At 39.6% G+C, this 18,834-nt stretch carries 14 protein-coding genes; 5 read left to right on the top strand and 9 right to left on the bottom strand.

Features of this window, described 5'->3' with window-relative positions; translation table 11 throughout:
• Positions 1 to 2: 2 nt before the first annotated feature.
• From FHG08_RS16960 to FHG08_RS16980, 5 genes are read right to left on the bottom strand one after another with little or no spacing between them, the layout of a single operon-like run.
• Positions 3 to 2,522 carry a glycogen/starch/alpha-glucan phosphorylase gene (locus tag FHG08_RS16960; protein ID WP_178957167.1) on the bottom strand — a complete coding sequence of 840 codons (2,520 nt, stop codon included), beginning with the start codon at positions 2,520 to 2,522 and terminating at the stop codon, positions 3 to 5.
• Positions 2,515 to 4,578 carry a glycogen debranching protein GlgX gene (gene glgX, locus FHG08_RS16965; RefSeq protein WP_178957168.1) on the bottom strand — a complete coding sequence of 688 codons (2,064 nt, stop codon included), beginning with the start codon at positions 4,576 to 4,578 and terminating at the stop codon, positions 2,515 to 2,517. Before glgX ends, FHG08_RS16960 begins: the two co-directional genes overlap by 8 nt.
• Positions 4,571 to 6,793, bottom strand: a complete 2,223-nt coding sequence (gene glgB / locus FHG08_RS16970) for a 1,4-alpha-glucan branching protein GlgB (RefSeq protein ID WP_178957169.1) — start codon at positions 6,791 to 6,793, stop codon at positions 4,571 to 4,573. Before glgB ends, glgX begins: the two co-directional genes overlap by 8 nt.
• Positions 6,794 to 8,788, bottom strand: coding sequence for a 4-alpha-glucanotransferase (malQ, locus tag FHG08_RS16975; protein WP_178957170.1), 1,995 nt, complete (start codon positions 8,786 to 8,788; stop codon positions 6,794 to 6,796).
• Positions 8,789 to 8,797: 9 nt separating this feature from the next.
• Positions 8,798 to 9,100, bottom strand: a complete 303-nt coding sequence (locus tag FHG08_RS16980) for an isoamylase early set domain-containing protein (protein ID WP_178957171.1) — start codon at positions 9,098 to 9,100, stop codon at positions 8,798 to 8,800.
• A 373-nt stretch (positions 9,101 to 9,473) separates the two neighbouring features.
• Between FHG08_RS16980 and FHG08_RS16985 the strand changes: the two genes are divergently transcribed.
• Complete coding sequence (locus FHG08_RS16985) at positions 9,474 to 10,397, top strand: hypothetical protein (RefSeq protein ID WP_178957172.1); 924 nt, start codon at positions 9,474 to 9,476, stop codon at positions 10,395 to 10,397.
• Position 10,398: 1 nt separating this feature from the next.
• On the opposite strand, the gene FHG08_RS16990 is transcribed toward FHG08_RS16985, so the two are convergent.
• The 3 genes from FHG08_RS16990 to FHG08_RS17000 form a co-directional block, all read right to left on the bottom strand.
• The gene (locus FHG08_RS16990) at positions 10,399 to 11,424 is read right to left on the bottom strand and encodes a GGDEF domain-containing protein (RefSeq protein WP_178957173.1); all 1,026 of its coding nucleotides are present in this window, start codon (positions 11,422 to 11,424) and stop codon (positions 10,399 to 10,401) included.
• A 133-nt stretch (positions 11,425 to 11,557) separates the two neighbouring features.
• Positions 11,558 to 11,935 (bottom strand): hypothetical protein, encoded by a 378-nt coding sequence (locus tag FHG08_RS16995; protein WP_178957174.1) that lies wholly within the window; start codon positions 11,933 to 11,935, stop codon positions 11,558 to 11,560.
• A 254-nt stretch (positions 11,936 to 12,189) separates the two neighbouring features.
• Positions 12,190 to 12,618: an Lrp/AsnC family transcriptional regulator gene (locus FHG08_RS17000; protein ID WP_138608036.1), complete on the bottom strand. Its 429-nt coding sequence runs from the start codon at positions 12,616 to 12,618 to the stop codon at positions 12,190 to 12,192.
• 190 nt (positions 12,619 to 12,808) lie between these two features.
• Here FHG08_RS17000 and FHG08_RS17005 point away from each other — a divergent pair, with 190 nt between their 5' ends.
• The 4 genes from FHG08_RS17005 (at position 12,809) to FHG08_RS17020 (ending at position 17,424) form a co-directional block, all read left to right on the top strand.
• On the top strand, positions 12,809 to 14,014 hold the full coding sequence (locus FHG08_RS17005) for an aspartate aminotransferase family protein (RefSeq protein ID WP_178957175.1): 1,206 nt from the start codon (positions 12,809 to 12,811) through the stop codon (positions 14,012 to 14,014).
• Positions 14,015 to 14,083: 69 nt separating this feature from the next.
• Positions 14,084 to 15,118, top strand: coding sequence for an arginine N-succinyltransferase (astA, locus tag FHG08_RS17010; protein WP_178957176.1), 1,035 nt, complete (start codon positions 14,084 to 14,086; stop codon positions 15,116 to 15,118).
• Positions 15,119 to 15,126: 8 nt separating this feature from the next.
• Positions 15,127 to 16,593: a succinylglutamate-semialdehyde dehydrogenase gene (astD, locus tag FHG08_RS17015; RefSeq protein WP_178957186.1), complete on the top strand. Its 1,467-nt coding sequence runs from the start codon at positions 15,127 to 15,129 to the stop codon at positions 16,591 to 16,593.
• Positions 16,594 to 16,620: 27 nt separating this feature from the next.
• Positions 16,621 to 17,424, top strand: coding sequence for a DUF1338 domain-containing protein (locus FHG08_RS17020; RefSeq protein WP_178957188.1), 804 nt, complete (start codon positions 16,621 to 16,623; stop codon positions 17,422 to 17,424).
• A 72-nt stretch (positions 17,425 to 17,496) separates the two neighbouring features.
• Here the strand turns inward: FHG08_RS17020 and FHG08_RS17025 are convergent, their stop codons facing one another.
• Positions 17,497 to 18,777, bottom strand: coding sequence for a flavohemoglobin expression-modulating QEGLA motif protein (locus FHG08_RS17025; RefSeq protein ID WP_178957190.1), 1,281 nt, complete (start codon positions 18,775 to 18,777; stop codon positions 17,497 to 17,499).
• Positions 18,778 to 18,834: the final 57 nt, after the last annotated feature.

Below are 18,834 nucleotides of genomic sequence, written 5' to 3' on the forward strand. Positions count from 1 at the left end.
TGTCAGCTGTCAGTGTTCGTTTTAACTATTTGGTGTGTAGTATCTAGTGGGGTTAAATGCCATATGTCATCACAATATTGACCAATCGTTCTGTCACTAGAAAATAAGCCACTGGCCGCGGTATTTAAAATACTCATTTGAGTCCAGTAGGTTTGATCAGCGTACGCTTTATCCACTTCACGCTGCGCTGAAATGTAACTGGCAAAGTCATGTGCAGTTAGCCACGCATCGTCTTTGCTTTTAATGCAGTTAATCACATCATCAAATAAGCCTGGTTCAAATAGATTAAAATGACCACTTTCGAGGAGATGCATCACGTTATTTAGATCTGGATTATTCGCAATAATTTCACTGGGATTATAATGCGCTTTAATTTCGTCAATATGCTCGGCTTGTGCGCCAAATAAGAAGAAGTTTTCAGCTCCTACTGCATCGCGGATTTCAATATTCGCGCCATCTAACGTGCCTATTGTGAGCGCACCATTCATCATAAACTTCATGTTGCCGGTACCGGATGCTTCTTTACCTGCTGTAGAAACTTGCTCCGACAAATCTGTTGCAGGACATATAGTTTCCATGGCGGTCACATTGTAATTTGGTAAAAAGGCAACTCTTAAAAACATCGATACTTCAGGGTCTTTGTTGATCACCTCAGCAACATTATTAATCAGTTTAATAATTTTCTTCGCCATCATATAACCAGGTGCGGCTTTACCTCCGAGTAATACACACCGAGGTACCATGCCTTGTGTATCGCCACGACGAATGCGGTCGTATAAATGAATAACATGTAGCACATTGAGTAACTGGCGCTTATATTCATGAATACGCTTTACCTGCACATCAAATAGCATATTTACGTCAAACTCAACGCCACACTTTTGCTTTACTAAATCGACTAAACGCTGCTTGTTTTGCCGTTTTGCCTGCTGCCATGTTACGTGCAATTGAGGATCATCATAAAAACGACGTAATTGGCTAATTTTTGCAAAGTCGCCTACCCAGTCTTTTCCTATTTTCTCGCTAATAATATGGCTCAGACCCGGATTACAATAAGCAAGCCAACGCCTTGGTGTCACCCCATTGGTTTTGTTATTAAACTTTTCAGGCCATAATGAGTAAAAATCTTTAAACAAACCCGCAGTTAATAACTGGGTATGCAGTGCGGCTACGCCATTGACTGAATAACTACCAACAATGGCTAAAAAAGCCATGCGAATTTGCGGCTCTTCGCCCTCTTCAATTAATGATAAGTCTCGTTGCTTTTGCACATCACCCGGCCAATGCCTTGCAACCTCTGCTAAGAAACGGGCATTAATTTCAAAAATAATTTCTAAAATACGTGGTAATAATTTAGCAAATAATGCCACTGACCATTTTTCTAATGCCTCCGGCAATAAAGTGTGATTTGTATAAGCCATGGTTTTGGTTGTGATGTTCCATGCCTGATCCCAGTCGAGTTCATGGTCGTCAACTAAAATTCGCATCAGCTCTGCCACGGCAATACTAGGATGAGTGTCGTTAAGCTGAAAAACATGATGCTGAGCAAAGTCAGTAAAATCATCCCCATATTGTTCAATCCACTGGCTGAGTACATCTTGAATGCTTGCCGATGATAAAAAGTATTGCTGGCGTAATCGCAATTCTTTACCATTTTCACTGCTGTCGTTAGGGTACAACACCATGGTTATTTGCTCTGCAAGATTCTTTTGTGCTACCGCTTCTGAATAGCTACCGGCATTAAATTCGGCTAAATTAAATTCATCGGTCGCTTCAGACTTCCAAAGCCTGAGGGTATTAACAATATTATTTTTATAGCCCGGAATGGGGACATCATAAGGAACCGCTAACACATCTTGGGAGCTCACCCACTGGCGATGTTCACGGCCAAATTTATCGGTATAACTTTGTACATAACCCGAGAACTTAACCCGTTTAGCTTGCTCTGGTGCACTCAATTCCCAAGGATGCCCTTCGCGAAGCCAGTTATCCGGTTGCTCAACCTGGTTACCTTCTTTTATTGATTGATTAAACATGCCGTATTCATAGCGAATTCCATACCCCACTACAGGCAGCGCTAAACTCGCGCAACTATCTAAAAAACATGCAGCTAGACGCCCTAAGCCACCATTACCTAAGCCGGCATCATGCTCTGCTTGTTCTACATTTTCCAACTCAGTACAGTAAGCTTGCAGTGCTGTACTTACCTGCGCTTCTAAATCAAGGTTGAGTACCGCATTACCCAGTGCTCTACCCATTAAAAATTCTAGCGATAAATATGCTGTTTTACGGCGTTTATGTTGTTTAATTTGCTTATTAGTGTCTCTGCAACGCGCAACGAGTCTATCTCTTATCGTCAGCGCCAATGCATGATACAAATACAACTGCGACTCTCCCACCACATCACGCCCTAAGGTGTAATAAAAGTGGCGAGTTAAATCATCACTTAAGGTACTTTCATCAATCAACGGGCCTTCTTGCCAGCTTTTTACCACACACACTTGCTTGTCTTGCTTAGTCATAATCATCGCCTTCTAAATTGGCACTAAAAACCCAACTACTTTGTGCTGAAATATTCACGGTTGCATCTTCTTCAACAACAGATGATGCGTTATTTACGCTTGATAACACTAACGTCCAAGGCCTGATAATGGGAGATTGTGGTAATTGGCAGAGCACAGGCTGTTTACTGGCGTTTAAAATAATTAATAACCCATGCTTATTTTGCTTATCAAGCAAGCTATACATTAAAAATTGTCGCGTATCTTCATGCCAATGTGTTTCATCCATTTCTTTACCTTGCTCGGTAAACCACTTAACGGTGAAACGTTCATCTATATCATCTAAAAATACACTGTGTTTGAACGCGCTGTGACCGCGCCTAATTTTTAACGCATCATCTATAAACTGAATTAAGCAATGGTTTAGCTGTGAGTCTTTCCATGCAAGCCAGCTGGTACGATTATTCTGGCAATAAGCGTTATTATTACCGCCTTGGGAGTGGGCCATTTCACTGCCTGAGGCTATCATTGGCACCCCTTTAGAGAGCAGTAAGGTAAGTAAAAAGTTTTTTTGTTGTTGTAGGCGCAAGCCCATTATTTCAGGATCGCTACTAAATCCCTCAACTCCGCAATTAAACGAATAATTAGCGCTGTGGCCATCTTGATTGTTTTCACCATTTGCTTGGTTATGTTTGTGCTCATAACTGACTAAATCGGCAAGGGTAAAACCATCATGACTGGTAATAAAATTAATACTATTAAGCGGGCCACGATTACTGTGTTCAAAAATATCAAAGGAGCCATGTAAACGCTTGGCAACATCACTAATAATGCCTTTTTCGCTTTGCCAAAAACGTTTAATCACATCACGGTATTGATCGTTCCACTCACGCCAAGGAGCAGGAAAAGCACCTAACTGATACCCACCAGGGCCTATATCCCACGGCTCACTGATCAGTTTTACTTTATTTAATATAGGATCTTGTGCAACGGCCTGTAAAAACGTGTGAGAAGCACTAAAGCCGGTACTTGAACGCCCTAAAATGGTTGCTAAGTCAAATCGAAAACCATCCACTCCCATAACTTCCACCCAATACCGCAAGCTATCAAGAACCAGTTGCAAAGTTTTTGGATGGTCAATATTTAAGGTGTTACCACAGCCGGTATCATTTATGTATACATTAGGTTGCCCAGTAATAGTGCGATAATAAGTAAGGTTATCGAAGCCACGTAAAGACAATATCGGTCCATCACTGCCCCCCTCGGCAGTATGGTTGTATACAACATCTAAAATAACTTCAATATTGGCGCGATGTAATTCGCTGACCATCTGTTTAAATTCGTTTATATCGTCATTAACCAAATAGTCTTTATGGGGGGTAAAAAAATTGATGCTATTGTAGCCCCAGTAATTTTGTAGCCCTTTAGTAATTAAAAACTGTTCACTTATAAACGCATGTACAGGCAAAAGCTCAATAGCTGTCACCCCTAAACTTTTTAGATGCTCAATAAAACACGGATGGCTTAAGCCTAAAAACGTACCTTGCTGTGCTTTTGGAATACCTGGATGACGACAGGTAGCGCCCTTTACATGGCATTCATAAATAACCGTATTAGCCCAGCTGTGATCAGGCTTTTTATTGATATATGAAACAGATGTAGTCACTTTAGATTTAGGGATATCTATTGCATTATTAACCACGCTTTTAGTGCCTATCGGCATTTGCCCGTAATGGCGCTCGCTCCAAGTAAACTCGTTAAACAAGTCTTTTGCATACGGGTCAATCAGTAATTTATGTTCATTAAATAACATACCTTTTTCATGGTTATACTCACCATCAACCCTAAAGCCATATAATGCGCCAGCGCTCAGTGGTGCAACGTGAATACTCCACACTCCGCCTTCGTTAATATTCATAGCTATTTTTAATATTTCTGTATGGCCACTTTTATCAAATAAACAAACAAATGCTTGGCTTGCATTAGGGGCGTATAAGGCAAAGTTGACACCGTTGCTTTGTACAGTCGAGCCTAGAGGCAAAGGTGCACCATGGGTAACCTCAAAGCAATTACTCATCATTCACCTTTTGTAAGTAGACCGTGGTTAAGCCACCCATGTGCAATGTAATACTGTGATCAAAGCCATGATTTGGTTGATTAATTGAATGTATTAGTTGGCTTGGCTCATCAGTGACATTAATACCGGAGCCAAAAAAACATGACTCATCAGTATTTAATTTCACCTTATAACTGCCTTTAGCAGGCACGCCTAAAATAAAATGTTGATAAGCAGTAGGGGTAAAATTAGCGACAATAACCATAAAATCGTCAGCACTTTTAGCATAACGAATAAAGCTAAATATACTTTGCTGACTGTTATCATTATCTATCCATGAAAAACCAGTAGCACAGCTATCAAGCTCATAAAGTGCTGGATGGGCTTGGTACACATGATTAAGGCGTTTAACCGTATCTTGAATACCTTGGTGACTTTGATGCTCAAGCAAGTGCCAATCTATTGAATGATCATGATCCCACTCTTTTCGCTGTGCTATTTCGGCGCCCATAAACAGAAGTTTTTTTCCTGGATGCGCCCACATAAACGCATAATATGCCCGTAAATTAGCAAACTGTTGCCAATCGTCACCAGGCATTTTGTTTAGTAGTGAACCTTTGCCGTGAACGACTTCATCATGACTCAGTGGTAAAATGTAATTTTCACTAAAAGCATACACCATAGAAAATGTCATTTTATGATGATGGTATTTCCTAAATAGTGAGTCTTGCTGCATGTAATGCAAACTGTCATTCATCCAGCCCATATTCCATTTGTAACCAAAGCCCAAACCATTATGCTCAACGCTTTGCGTTACTCCGGGCCACGCCGTTGACTCCTCAGCCACCATCATAATACCGGGATTATTCTTATAACTGCGCATGTTTACTTGTTTAAGGCACTCAATTGCCCCTAAGTTTTCTCTGCCGCCGTAACAATTAGCTACCCATTGCCCTTCTTTTCGGCTGTAATCAAGATACAACATAGATGCCACTGCATCCACTCGCAGTCCATCAATACCAAATTGACTAAGCCAATACATCGCATTCGATATTAAAAAGCTTTTAACTTCAGGGCGATCGTAATTATAAATATAGGTATTCCAATCAGGGTGAAACCCTTGACGCATATCAGCATGTTCATATAAATGGGTGCCATCAAAACAATGTAACCCATGAGGATCGCTTGGAAAGTGCCCCGGCACCCAATCGAGTAAAATACCGATATTGGCTTTATGGCATTGCTCAACTAAGTATTTAAAGCTGTTGTAATCACCAAAACGACTTGTTGGTGCAAACAAGCCTACCGGCTGATACCCCCATGAGCCATCAAACGGGTATTCACTAATAGGCATAAGTTGTAAGTGAGTAAACCCCATATCAGTCACGTAACTTACAAGCTTATCTGCCAGCTCGCCGTAGTTTAAATAACGATTATGTTCAGCGCGTTGCCAAGAACCTAAGTGCACTTCATAAATACTAATAGCGGCATCAATATGATTACGCTTTTGCCTATTTTTGATCGCTTGTTCACTAAGCGTAATAGAGGTGGGTTTGTATTGTAAAATGCTTGCTGTACCTGGCGCTTGCTGCATTTTAAAGGCAAATGGATCGGCTTTATCTAAAACTTCACCACTGAGTGTGGTGATAGCAAATTTGTAACACATCTCGGCGCACAGCCCCGGGATAAATAACTCCCATACTCCACTGGCAGGATGAAACCGCATGAAGTGACGATTGGCCTGCCAAAAGTTAAATTCGCCAATCACTGAAACACTGGCAGCGTTTGGTGCCCATACACAAAAACGAACACCGTCTACGCCCTGTTGAGTCATAAATTGCGCGCCTAAGTGCGCATAGGCATGCTCAAGACTCCCTTCGTTAAACAGGTACATCGCTTGCTCATCAAGCGTACTACTGAAGCTGTATTCATCGTAAAAGGTAATATTATTGCTTTCATAACTAACTTGGCATTGGTAAATACTGCTTGGCATACTTGATAGCTCAGCTATAAATAAATCACTTTGTTTATAGCGCAATGCAGTAATTGTTTGATCACCAATTAACAATTCAACCTGCAGTGCTGCTGGCAAATACACTCGAATTTCTATGCCGCTTTGTGTACTATGCGCTCCTAAAAAGCTAAACGGGTCTTTAAAGCGTCCTGCTGCGAGCGCAGTAACTTGTGCGTCATAATCAGCCAAAGGCGCTGATTTCATATTTTTTATACTGCCCATTTACCCATTCCTCATTGAATGTATTGCAGTCAAAAGTGATGCATTATCAGTAAAAATATCCTCGCACGTATGTGTTAACACCCGTCTCCAATTGGGATACTCTTTATCTGTACCCGGAATGTTAACTGGGTAGCATTGTTTGTCTAAGTCATCAATCTGTAGGGCAAATAATCGCGATGGTGACTTTGCTAAACACAAAGCCAGCGCGCTATAAATCGCAAAAGCATCAGTGTTTAATGACATATCAGAATGTGTGTCGTGTGTATTAATAAAACCAAGTAGCCGCTGTTGTTCTTGTTGCCGTTGCTGCACGAGCTGCTGATGTTCAACGGCATCAATCAATTGATACTGTTGTTTGAGATTCAAATCACTATGCTGCCACCAGCCAACAAATGGCGGTACGTCATGATTGGCAATCATCAGCAGGCATTGTTCGCTAAGATCATCACGATTAACAAATTCATCATTTTGTTGTTTTTCGAAATAAAATAAACTGTTTGAAAAAATTCCACTGCTCACCAGCGCTTCTTTTACTTCAGGTGGCACAACACCTAAATCTTCGCCTATCACGACAGCCTGATTAAGGTGTGATTCAATTTTCAAAATAGCTAACAAGTGCTCGAATGGATAGTAAACATAGCAACCATCTTGGCTGTTATTATTGTTAAAGCACCACCATAAACGTCTAATTGCCATCACATGATCAATACGTAATCCACCCACAGCATTCATATTGGCGCGTATAAGTGAGCGGTAAAAGTAATAGTTATTGTCAGCAAGGCGCTGAGGATTTATTGCTGGCAAACCCCAATTTTGGCCACTTTCAGCCCAAGGATCTGGTGGAGCTCCCACAGTCGCATTTTGGCTAAACAACGCTTGCTGGTTTTTAAATTCACTGCCCTCTTTGGCACAGCCAACTGCTAAGTCGTTAATCAAACCAATCGCCATTCCTTGGTCGATACAATGTTGTTGGCATCGTGCGAGTTGGCTGTGTGCCTGCCATTGCAGGTAATGGTCGAATGTCGGCTGCGTAGTTTCTAGCATAGCAAGTACATCACGGTGCTGTTTACAAAATGCAGTAAATTCATCTTGCCTTGCTTGATTGCCCTGCTGTTGAAAGTGCGCATAAAGCAGTTTAAAGGCATTATATTTCTGCTCAGTAACCGTTTTATAATTAATAAAGGTTATATCTTGCTCGCTATGCGACGTTAAACAACAAGAGGATAAGTAATCATCTAAAGTGGGGTTGTTAATACTATCGGGCGATAAGTTAATTGCTATATACAATGGATTGAGTAACGCGCGGTTACTGGGGTTATAGGGACTGGCGCACTCTGGGTTATCTGCAAATAATAAGTGCAGAGGATTAAGTAAAATATAATCCATTTTTTGTTTTGCACATAACGTGGTTAATTCAAGTAAATCATTAAAATCACCAATTCCCATTCCGGCTTGGTTTTTTAATGTATATAACTGAATTGATAAGCCAAGGCGTTTACTATCGGCAATTTGATAAACTTGTTTAGGGATAGACCAAATTTGTGTAGTTGCCGATTGCGCTCCCATACTCAGCAAAGCATCATAATAACCCGTAGGTAAATGGGTAAGTGGTAACGCTATTTCAATATAACGGCAGTCCTTAAAAAAATACTCGCCTAATGGCGCATAGTCAGCTATTTGCTCAAATTGTAGTTTTATATTTAATGCAGGTATATTAAGCGTAATTTTATGGTGCGCGTCGGCTTCTTTAATACGTACTTTAAGCACATTGCTAGGCTGTTTTACTAAGCTAACAGCCGGTGCAAGCGTTAACCAAGTGGCCGCATCTAATTGATAATTTAACTGAGCTATTTGTGTTGCATCACTGGTGTCAACGCCACAGCACTGCAAGGCTAACTTGCGCGTTTGTTCACTAAAAATAACGTGTTCACCAGAATATTTAGTGTACTCATAGCCTATTCCATGCAAATAAAATGATTGCGATAGTGCGTCCATTCACCAACCTTAATTAATGCGTTGAGTATTTACTATACTATTTTCTGAACCAAAATTATTGGCCTGATAGCCATCAGCCTGATGGTCGTTGTCCCACTGCTTACCATTAATCAAGTAACGGAAGTGAAACTCTTTATCAACAGGCAAACGCTGTTTACATTTAAACACACCCAATTTTTTATTTAATTTCATTGGCACTGGCTGCCAATCATTAAACTCCCCAAGCAAACAGACATCTTCAGCATCAGGATGAGAAAATTCAAACGTAACTTCTGCTTCGTTTTTTGTCTTAAAAAAGCGTTTATTCAACATAATAGGCTCCAACTAAACCATAAGGGTTATTAATCTTTGCCACAGGCCAAACAGCTTAAATAGGCGATGTGGAATCCATTCATTCACATAAAAACAAGCTTAAAGTTAAACAAAACTTTATTTACGCATTATTACAGTGCGTTATTTATTTTATCGCACTAGGTTGGTGCAGTTTTTAACCATTTAAACAGGTTTTTAGGTAAGCTCCTTTACCGAGCAATTTTTAAACCAACTACACTCAATTAAATAACTTTTAAAACAATACACTCATAATCATTTTTATTACCGCATTATGGTTAAAAACCTTTAGCTTAGCGGCATCATCAGCGATAATAATTATCCACCTAGCCAATGCGATGAATATTTAAAGACTATGATTAAAAAAAGCATTTTTATTACCTCTGTTATTGTTTTTCTAACCATCATCGCTGTTGTGGGTAGTTCAATTTATACACTATATAGTAAAAAGCTTGTCTCTGTAGATCCAAAGTTAAAAGAAATTTCAGGTATAGAATTTGATAAATATAAACGTCTATGGGCTATTAATGACAGCGGTGACGAACCTAAGCTTTATAGACTCAATGATGATGGTTCTATCGCTAAAGAAATTTTGGTGAGCAATGCAAAAAATATTGACTGGGAGGACATGACGCAAAATAAATTTGGTCATTTTTTCTTAGGGGACTTTGGCAATAATAAAAATGAACGTAAATGGCTAACCATTTATAAAATAGAAAACCCCATTGATATCAAAACAAATACCACCGAAGCCGAGATAATTAAGTTTACCTACCCGGAATTAGACGGCAGCCCAATAAAGCCAGAGCAACGTAACTACGACTTAGAAGCTTTTGTGGCTTTTGGTCGGCATTTATATTTATTTACTAAAAATCGCACAGAGCCCTTTGATGGTATTACCAATGTTTACAAGGTAGGCGACCATGCAGCAAATTTTGACGCCCAGCTAATAGACTCATTTAGAACCTGCACCACTATGGAAAAGTTATGCTGGATCACCTCAGCGGCGCTCAGTCCAAATAGAAAAAAACTTGCACTACTAGATTCAACCAGTATTTGGCTGTTTGAAGATTTCAAAGGGGATAAATTTTTCTCTGGCGATGTGTCTAAAATTGATCTCGGCATTGTGACCCAAAAAGAAGCGATCACGTTTTATGATAACAATACAATTGCCTTTACCGATGAGGAATTTAAAGGCATTGGCGGTAATGTTTATTTTTTAAAGCTCGACCAAGTTACTAAAGTTAAAGTCAAACGAAGTCATACTCAAGCTAAGTAAGTTAAAATAAATCTATTTCTGAATCATTTTCTTGTACTTTGATTAGCTGTTCAGCAATTAAATCTTCGTAGATACAAAATTTATCTCGGCCATTATTTTTAGCGTAATATAGTGCTTTATCAGCGTTCTCTATTACAGTGATTGGAAAATCATAAGGGCTAATACGTGCTAAACCAGCACTGACCGTCATATTTCCAATAAAAGGAAACGATGTATTTCTGACGAGCTGTAAAAATTCTGCCATTTTATTACTTATAGAGTCTGCCTCGGTAGGCTCAAAAACAATCACAAATTCTTCTCCACCAAAGCGAAAAATCAAATCGGTTGAACGAAAAAAATGACGCATATTTTGCGCTAATATCAGTAGCACTTCATCGCCACAGATATGACCATACTTGTCGTTTATATTTTTAAAGTGATCAATGTCTAAAATAGCCAACCAAGATGTAGATGCGTATTTTTGCAGCCTTTTACCCTCACCCCGGGATAAACTGTGTACTTTCAATACTTGTTTTTCAATCAGTTGCTTTATTTTTTTCTCAAAGGTTTGTCTATTTAATAGACCTGTTAATTTATCTCTTTCATTTTCATGAAGAATGACTAAATAGTTTTCAAAAATACGACAAAAAGCATTCAACATCACTTGAGATGGACTATCTAGGCTGTTTGAAACCACTGAAATTGCGGCAACTGTTTTTTCTTGGCGGGTAATAGGTAACCAACGGCGCTCAATGCCATCTGTTGATTGCACAGTGATAATGCAAGCAGAACGTAAGCAAGATAGAAGTTCATCCTCAGGGTGTGTAACAATTTGTCGTTGTTGCCACTCAAATTGTTTTTCACCAGTAATTTTTAAACAAAGACTTTGCTCAATAGTAAGCTGGCCCTGAACTTCTACATCTTTGTAAACTGAGACTTCTTTACAGCCAATAAACTCTTGGATGGTCGATATCAAACTGTATTCAAGAGAATCTACATCTCTATTTTTAGTTATTTTGATGACTGAATTGAGTAAATTTTCTTGCATTGTACTCCCTAAAGCAAACTGGGCGTTAACAACTAATAAAATTCAGCATAGACCACGCCGTGGAATATGCTAGGTTTTATTAATGCCTGCCAGCTCAGGGAGATTTTTATTACTAATCTTAAATAAAGGAAACCTAACTATTAGTCATGCAATTTATAAATTTTTCAGATACCAGCGTTATAGCCACTTTATCAGTGTACATAACCTCACTATTTTTTGTAATAAAGTCAGCACACTGCGCTTGTGATTGTTTGAATTTTTGCTTGCATGAGTTTACTGACTCTCCAATGACTTCTTGATAAATACTTTCATCACATAAGCTATTGGCAAACTGACTCGCACCAGTAATAATCTCATCAATATTGATGGGAGAGGATTCTAGTTTGAAAAATATATCGCTGTAAGTTTCAACCGTTATATTATCGCTTGAGTCAAATAAAGTGGCCTTCGCACTTAAATATGAGCCACCTATTATTAATAAGGCTGCAGCAACTAGTGTTGTGTATTTCATAACATTTCCTTGTAATGTGTTTGAGCAGTTTTTCCAAAACACCCTGTTTTACATAGTAAAAAAAACTAAGGTTTATACATGTAATAAGTATATTTATCAGGTTTATTCAATACTTGGGGATTGTGGCAAACGAAGAGGCGAAGAGCCTATTGATTTGGTAAAAACAATCCTTGTTCCTAATAATAAGAAGATTACAATTAAGTAGGCTTAAATGCAAATAATTAATACTCACTGAATGGTGATAAACAATCAAATTAACGCTTAAATTTAGTTTCTAAAATAACCGATGAACGAGTACGCTCTACGCCATCGAGATTACCTATATCGTCAAGTAAATGGCTCAACTGCTCAAGGTTTTGAGCCTCAACAATGGCAATTAAATCAAACTCACCACTAATTGCATACAACTGAGATATAGCATCTATTTGCTTTAACTCTACGTTGGTTTTTGTCGTTAGCTTCTGCATAACCTTTATAGAGACGTGCGCAGAAACCAAGCTATTTAAAAAATCATCACCAAAGTCAACGCTATACCCTTTAATTACCCCACTTTGCTCCAACTTGAGCATACGGCTTTGCACTGTTGAGCGTGATAAATTTAAATGCCGAGCTAGATCAGAAATACTCGCTCGAGCGTTCATTTTTAATACTGATAGTAACTTTTCATCTTGGGGAGTTATCATAATGCTAATAAGTTTCGTTGATTTGACCATTATTCTAATCATTTTTCACAAAATAGCACTGCAAATTTAATTCATAACCTTTGATAATGACACTTTTAACAAGTAAAACGCATTGTATTGCTGAATAAGCCTGAGCTTAGCGTTATTTTTCAGCAACGTATTTTTTTATGTGATTAATTTAGGTGTAAAAATGCAAGTAACCAGAGATTTATTTAACGACGTAATGGTCCCTAACTACAACCCATCTGCAGTTATTCCGGTTCGTGGTGAAGGCTCACGCGTGTGGGATCAAAATAATAACGAATTTATCGATTTTGCCGGTGGTATTGCGGTTAATTGTTTAGGTCATTGCCACCCTGCATTAGTAGGCGCACTTAAAGAGCAAGGCGAGAAAATTTGGCACTTAGCAAATGTAATGACCAATGAGCCAGCACTTCGCTTAGCTAAAAAAATGGTTGATGCGACCTTTGCTGAAAAAGTTTACTTTGCAAACTCAGGAGCTGAAGCAAACGAAGCGGCTTTAAAATTAGCGCGTCGCTTTGCACTGGATAAATTTGGTGCTGAAAAATCTAAAATTATCGCTTTTAATAAAGGCTTTCATGGCCGTACTTTTTTCACTGTAACAGTGGGTGGCCAAGCCGCTTACTCTGATGGTTTTGGTCCAAAACCTGCTGATATTGTTCATTGTGATTACAATGATATTGCCGCTTTTGAAGCCTTAATTAGTGATGATACTTGTGCGGTAATGATGGAGCCATTACAAGGTGAAGGCGGTATTGTGCCACCAACCAATGAATTTGCACAAAAAGTACGTGAACTGTGTACTAAGCATAACGCACTGCTAATTTTTGATGAAGTGCAAACGGGTGTTGGCCGTACAGGTCACTTATACGCATACGAAGGCCTAGATGTTATTCCTGACATTTTAACCACGGCTAAAGCATTAGGTGGCGGTTTCCCAATTGGCGCGATGATCACCACTACTGACATTGCAGCTCACCTAAAAATAGGCACTCATGGTTCTACCTACGGTGGTAACCCATTAGCGTGTGCTGTAGCAGAAGCGGCTTTTGACACAGTAAATACCCCTGCGGTTTTAAATGGCGTAAAAGAACGTGAGCAAATGTTCCGTGATGGTCTAAATACTATTAACGAAAAATACCATGTATTTAGTGAAGTACGCGGTAAAGGCTTACTGATTGGTGCGGTATTAAATGAGAAGTTTGAAGGCCGTGCTCGCGACTTTTTAGTCGCAAGTGCTAACAACGGTTTAATGAATTTAGTCGCCGGAATGAACGTTATCCGCTTTACGCCTTCATTAGTGATCCCATTTGAAGATATTAAAGAAGGCTTAGCTCGCTTTGAAAAAGCAGTGAGCGAAGTTGTAAACGGTTAATCACTAAGTAAAACATATTAAGCCCTGAGATAAATGTTTACCTCAGGGCTTTATCGGAGCAAGTAATTAATGCAAGTACTACGTCCTATTACTGTCAATGATTTTGCAGCACTTAAAGAGATTGCCATTGAATCAGGCCATGGTTTTACCTCTTTACCTGTCGATGATGGGCAACTACAAGAAAAAATAGACCGTGCACAAAACAGCTTTACTAAAAACGTTGATAAGCCTATCGACGAAAGCTATTTATTTGTTTTAGAAGACAGTGACACTGGCAAAGTAATTGGTACTACCGCCATTGAAGCAGCCGTCGGCTTGTCTGTACCTTTGTACCATTACCATTTAGGTAAAACCGTCCATCATTCACCCACTTTAGGCGTTTACAATACCGTTGATATTTTAAGTATGTGTAATGACTACACTGGTTGCTCAGAAATATGTACTTTATTTTTACGTGAAGACAGCAGAAAAGGCTTAACAGGTCGATTTTTATCACGTTCACGCTTTTTATTTATGGCACAGCATAGTGAACGCTTTGCCGACACTGTAATTGCTGAAATGCGTGGCGTGAGTGATGACCAGGGGCACTCTCCATTTTGGCAATGGTTACAAGAACACTTTTTTAGTATTGAATTTCCACAAGCCGACCACTTAGTAGGCTTAGGCGATAAAGTATTTATTAGCGAGCTTATGCCCAAATACCCTATCTATGTAAACTTACTAAGTAAAAATGCACAAGCGGTGATTGGCCATGTCCATGATAAAACCAAGCCTGCACTTAAGTTACTTGAAAAAGAAGGGTTTGAACATCGTGGCTACGTTGATTTATTTGACGCAGGCCCCACGGTAGAGGCAAAGCTCGGTAATATTCGCAGTATTCGTGATTCACAGGTTTGCCCTATTACCATTGGTGAACTTGAACATATTAATGAGCAAAGCTCAGATACCCTTGCTATTTGTAATCAAGGAGTTAGCGACTTTAGAGCCACGTTCACTAAACACGCTCATTATAATCAAGCAAAGCACACCTTAGTTATCAGCCAAGAAGTAGCTGATGCACTTCATTTAAATCAAGGAGATGCAGCGCGATTTTTCCGCCTGTAACACTATTTATGAACACACAACTAATTAATAACCAATGGCACGCAGGCCAAGGCCCTGCTTTTAATTCTGTTAATCCAAGTAATGGCGAAATTGTTTGGCAAGGTAATGGCGCCAGCCCCGAACAAGTTGGTAGTGCCATAGAAGCGGCAAGAGCTGCGCAAATTCAATGGGCCGATATGCCAATTGAACAACGTATTACCATTTTAGAAAACTTCGTTGTCCAATTAAAAGAACACAGCGAAGAATTTGCTAGCATTATTGCTCGTGAAACAGGTAAACCATTATGGGAAACACGCACAGAAGTCGGTGCGATGACAGGCAAGGTTGCTATTTCTATCCGTGCTTACAATGAACGTACTGGCACAACCGAAAACCCAATGCCTGGCGCAAAAGCCTTTATTCGCCATAAACCACATGGTGTAGTGGCTATTTTTGGCCCGTATAACTTCCCAGGCCACTTACCCAATGGTCATATAGTCCCTGCTATATTAGCGGGTAATACCGTGGTGTTTAAACCATCTGAATTAACTCCTCATGTCGCGCAGTTTACTTTAGAGCTGTGGCTAAAAGCAGGCTTACCTGCTGGGGTTATAAACCTTGTTCAAGGTGAACTAGAAACAGGTAAAGCACTTGCCTCACATCAAGATATCGATGGCTTATTTTTTACTGGTAGCTCAAACACAGGCCATTTATTACATAAACAATTTGCAGGCCATCCAGGTAAAATCTTAGCGCTTGAAATGGGCGGTAACAATCCGCTGGTGGTTAAAGATGTTGCTGATGTGAGCGCCGCCGTTCACGATATTATTCAATCGGGCTTTATTACTTCGGGTCAGCGTTGTACTTGTTCACGTCGATTATTTATTGAAAAATCAGCCAATGGCGATGCGATTTTAGAAAAGCTGATCAGCGCAACCAAAAATATTCTTGTAGATGATAGCTTTGCAGCCGAACAACCATTTATGGGTGCCATGATCAGTGAAAAAGCCGCCTTAGGCATGGTTGCAGCGCAAGCTGACCTAGTTAAACAAGGTGCTGAGGTACTCGTTGAGCTTAAACAATTAAAACCAGGCACTGGGTTTGTCAGCCCTGGTATTATTGATGTCACTAATATCGATGAAATCGCTGATGAAGAACACTTTGGCCCGCTAATTAAAGTATACCGCTACACTGACTTTGATAGCGCTATAGCAGAGGCGAACAACACCAGCTTTGGTTTATCTGCAGGTTTACTTGCAGACAGCGAAGATGATTACAGCCACTTTTTAAAGCGTATTCGTGCCGGTATTGTTAACTGGAACCGCCCTATTACAGGCGCATCAAGCGCAGCGCCATTTGGTGGCATAGGTGCCAGTGGTAACCACAGAGCCAGTGCATACTATGCTGCAGATTACTGCGCATACCCAGTGGCCTCAGTAGAGTCAGAAAAAGTTAACTTACCGCAAACCCTCGCGCCGGGCTTAATAATTGAATAACAATTTTAGAAAATTTAAGGATTTACCATGCATACTGATGTAAACACATTATTTGATAACTTATGGCAAAACTACCTAACAGTAACGCCATCAGCTGATAAAATTCATGACTTATTAGGCTCAACGCAAAAAGACGACATTATTAACGATCATATTGCTTTGCGTACTTTTAACATAGAAAAAGTAGGCCTTGAAAAACTAGCTGCGCACTTTTTAGCTATTGGTTATAAAGAATGTGGTGAGTACCACTTTGAAGCAAAAAAGCTCTACGCCAAGCATTATGAACATAGCGATCCGACACAGCCTAAAGTGTTTATTTCTGAATTATTAGTTGAAAAATGTTCGCCTGAGCTTCAAGCTATCGTTACTGATATGGTTGCACAAATTGACGAAAGCGCTGTGACTGCCGATAACTTTTTATATTCAGGCACACATTGGCAAGTAAGCACCGATACATACAAAAAGTTATTAGCTGAGAGCGAATATGCAGCGTGGATGTCTGCGTGGGGTTACCGTGCAAATCATTTTACTGTGAACATTAATACCTTAGCTAAATTTGATAACATCCATGATGTAAACCAAGCTCTTAAAGATGCAGGTTTTGCACTTAATACCTCAGGAGGCGAAGTAAAAGGCTCACCAGAGGTGCTACTAGAGCAATCATCAACATTAGCTGATGAATACGCTGTGACCTTTTGCGATGGCGATATGCGCATTCCTAGCTGTTTTTACGAGTTTGCTATTCGTTATCCAAAACCAGATGGTGAAATTTACACTGGATTTGTTGCAGCCTCTGCAGATAAAATTTTCGAGAGCACCAACGCACGTTAACTGTGTTGTGCTAAATTAAAAAAAGCCCATTTTTGGGCTTTTTTTGTTTCTGAGAAAAAGCTCACTTATAAATCATAAAAACAACGGCTTGTAGTCGTTTTCTAATTGTTCAAATGACAAATTACCAATAAAACGACCAAAGCTCAGCCACGTAGCAAGTCCTCTTAAATCTTTAAAATGAGGCGGCACAAATTGCGGGTTTTCAATCACACCTAAATCATGTAGTTGCGATATTAACCTAAAGTCATCAATTGATATTTTACCCACCAGCAATAGCGGTAATTGGTCAATTCTGCCAAGCTGTATCGCCACCCGAATTAAGTTATAAACCAATACAAAGCCTTTTATATAAGCAATGTCTTTAGTAAACGGTAAGCCGGTTGCGGTGCTACCTCTAAATACACGCTGTGCAAGGGTGTAGCTGTCGTCTTTTGATAACCCTTGTGCTACATAATCTCGGTATATATCTACAAACTCAGCACCATCAATCACTTTGGTGACCGCTTGAATACGGTTTACTAATTTTGATAAGCGACGTGGTGTTGATTTAAGAGTAATTATTTCGGTCAGTACTGCAAGCCCTTCTTGGGTAACGGTAGAGCTTGGCGTGCCTTTACTCAAACAAGTTAAATAAGGTTGCGCTAAGCCATTTTGAGTGGTGCCTACATGGATCCAGCCCTCGTGTACCTCTAAAATATCTAATTCGCGCTGAGAAAACTTAACATCTTGATTAAGCTTTATATTGTTAGCTCCTGCTGCGGCATCACTGACAATTCCGTCACTTAGCATTACTTCAACATTAATGCCTTGCATACTGGCATTAACTTGTTCAGATAAAATCCGCACCGCATCACTGGCATCAATATTTTTAGGATCTTCAGGCAAAATGTTCGCATCAAGTAAACTTTTTAATGGCTGCTCGAGCATATTAGCAAGCTCAGATAAAGAAGGCTCACCAGCATGAAAAAGATCTTTTGGGTGACCAAATAGCTCTACCGACAAGTCATGAAATTCGGCAGTGCCTCGATGCTCCAGCATATTGAGCACTGTTTTATATTCACCACACATTTTACCCATATATTGGGTTATTGGGTTTAATTGTCCCAACTGATTAATAATATTACGATGCAGTGTTGAAAATGCTTGGCGCAACTCACTAGGCACAAATCCTAAATCGCGCTGTTGGTAATAGGCACGATCTATCAGAGGATTTTTTTGACATTTTTGCCTAAAAAACTCTTCTTTAGTCTGTTTATCCCAATTAATTGCATCGAGTATTCTAATGGGGGTTTGCAGTGCAATAAGTTGGTCGGATAATTCACGAGTTTTTAAAAGTAACGCTTTGTCTATCATGGTAAAAGCTCAACATAAAGTGAACTTTGAGCATAATTTATAAATTGAAAATAACAA

This window comes from Pseudoalteromonas sp. Scap03 (assembly GCF_013393115.1).
Lineage (GTDB): Bacteria > Pseudomonadota > Gammaproteobacteria > Enterobacterales > Alteromonadaceae > Pseudoalteromonas.

Coding starts and splice junctions, on each gene's coding strand:
- malQ (WP_178957170.1), bottom strand. CDS start 8,788: ATGGACGCACTATCGCAATCATTTTATTTGCATGGAATAGGCTATGAG.
- FHG08_RS16960 (WP_178957167.1), bottom strand. CDS start 2,522: ATGACTAAGCAAGACAAGCAAGTGTGTGTGGTAAAAAGCTGGCAAGAA.
- glgB (WP_178957169.1), bottom strand. CDS start 6,793: ATGGGCAGTATAAAAAATATGAAATCAGCGCCTTTGGCTGATTATGAC.
- FHG08_RS16980 (WP_178957171.1), bottom strand. CDS start 9,100: ATGTTGAATAAACGCTTTTTTAAGACAAAAAACGAAGCAGAAGTTACG.
- FHG08_RS16995 (WP_178957174.1), bottom strand. CDS start 11,935: ATGAAATACACAACACTAGTTGCTGCAGCCTTATTAATAATAGGTGGC.
- FHG08_RS17025 (WP_178957190.1), bottom strand. CDS start 18,777: ATGATAGACAAAGCGTTACTTTTAAAAACTCGTGAATTATCCGACCAA.
- FHG08_RS16985 (WP_178957172.1), top strand. CDS start 9,474: ATGATTAAAAAAAGCATTTTTATTACCTCTGTTATTGTTTTTCTAACC.
- astA (WP_178957176.1), top strand. CDS start 14,084: ATGCAAGTACTACGTCCTATTACTGTCAATGATTTTGCAGCACTTAAA.
- FHG08_RS16990 (WP_178957173.1), bottom strand. CDS start 11,424: ATGCAAGAAAATTTACTCAATTCAGTCATCAAAATAACTAAAAATAGA.
- FHG08_RS17005 (WP_178957175.1), top strand. CDS start 12,809: ATGCAAGTAACCAGAGATTTATTTAACGACGTAATGGTCCCTAACTAC.
- glgX (WP_178957168.1), bottom strand. CDS start 4,578: ATGAGTAATTGCTTTGAGGTTACCCATGGTGCACCTTTGCCTCTAGGC.
- astD (WP_178957186.1), top strand. CDS start 15,127: ATGAACACACAACTAATTAATAACCAATGGCACGCAGGCCAAGGCCCT.
- FHG08_RS17000 (WP_138608036.1), bottom strand. CDS start 12,618: ATGATAACTCCCCAAGATGAAAAGTTACTATCAGTATTAAAAATGAAC.
- FHG08_RS17020 (WP_178957188.1), top strand. CDS start 16,621: ATGCATACTGATGTAAACACATTATTTGATAACTTATGGCAAAACTAC.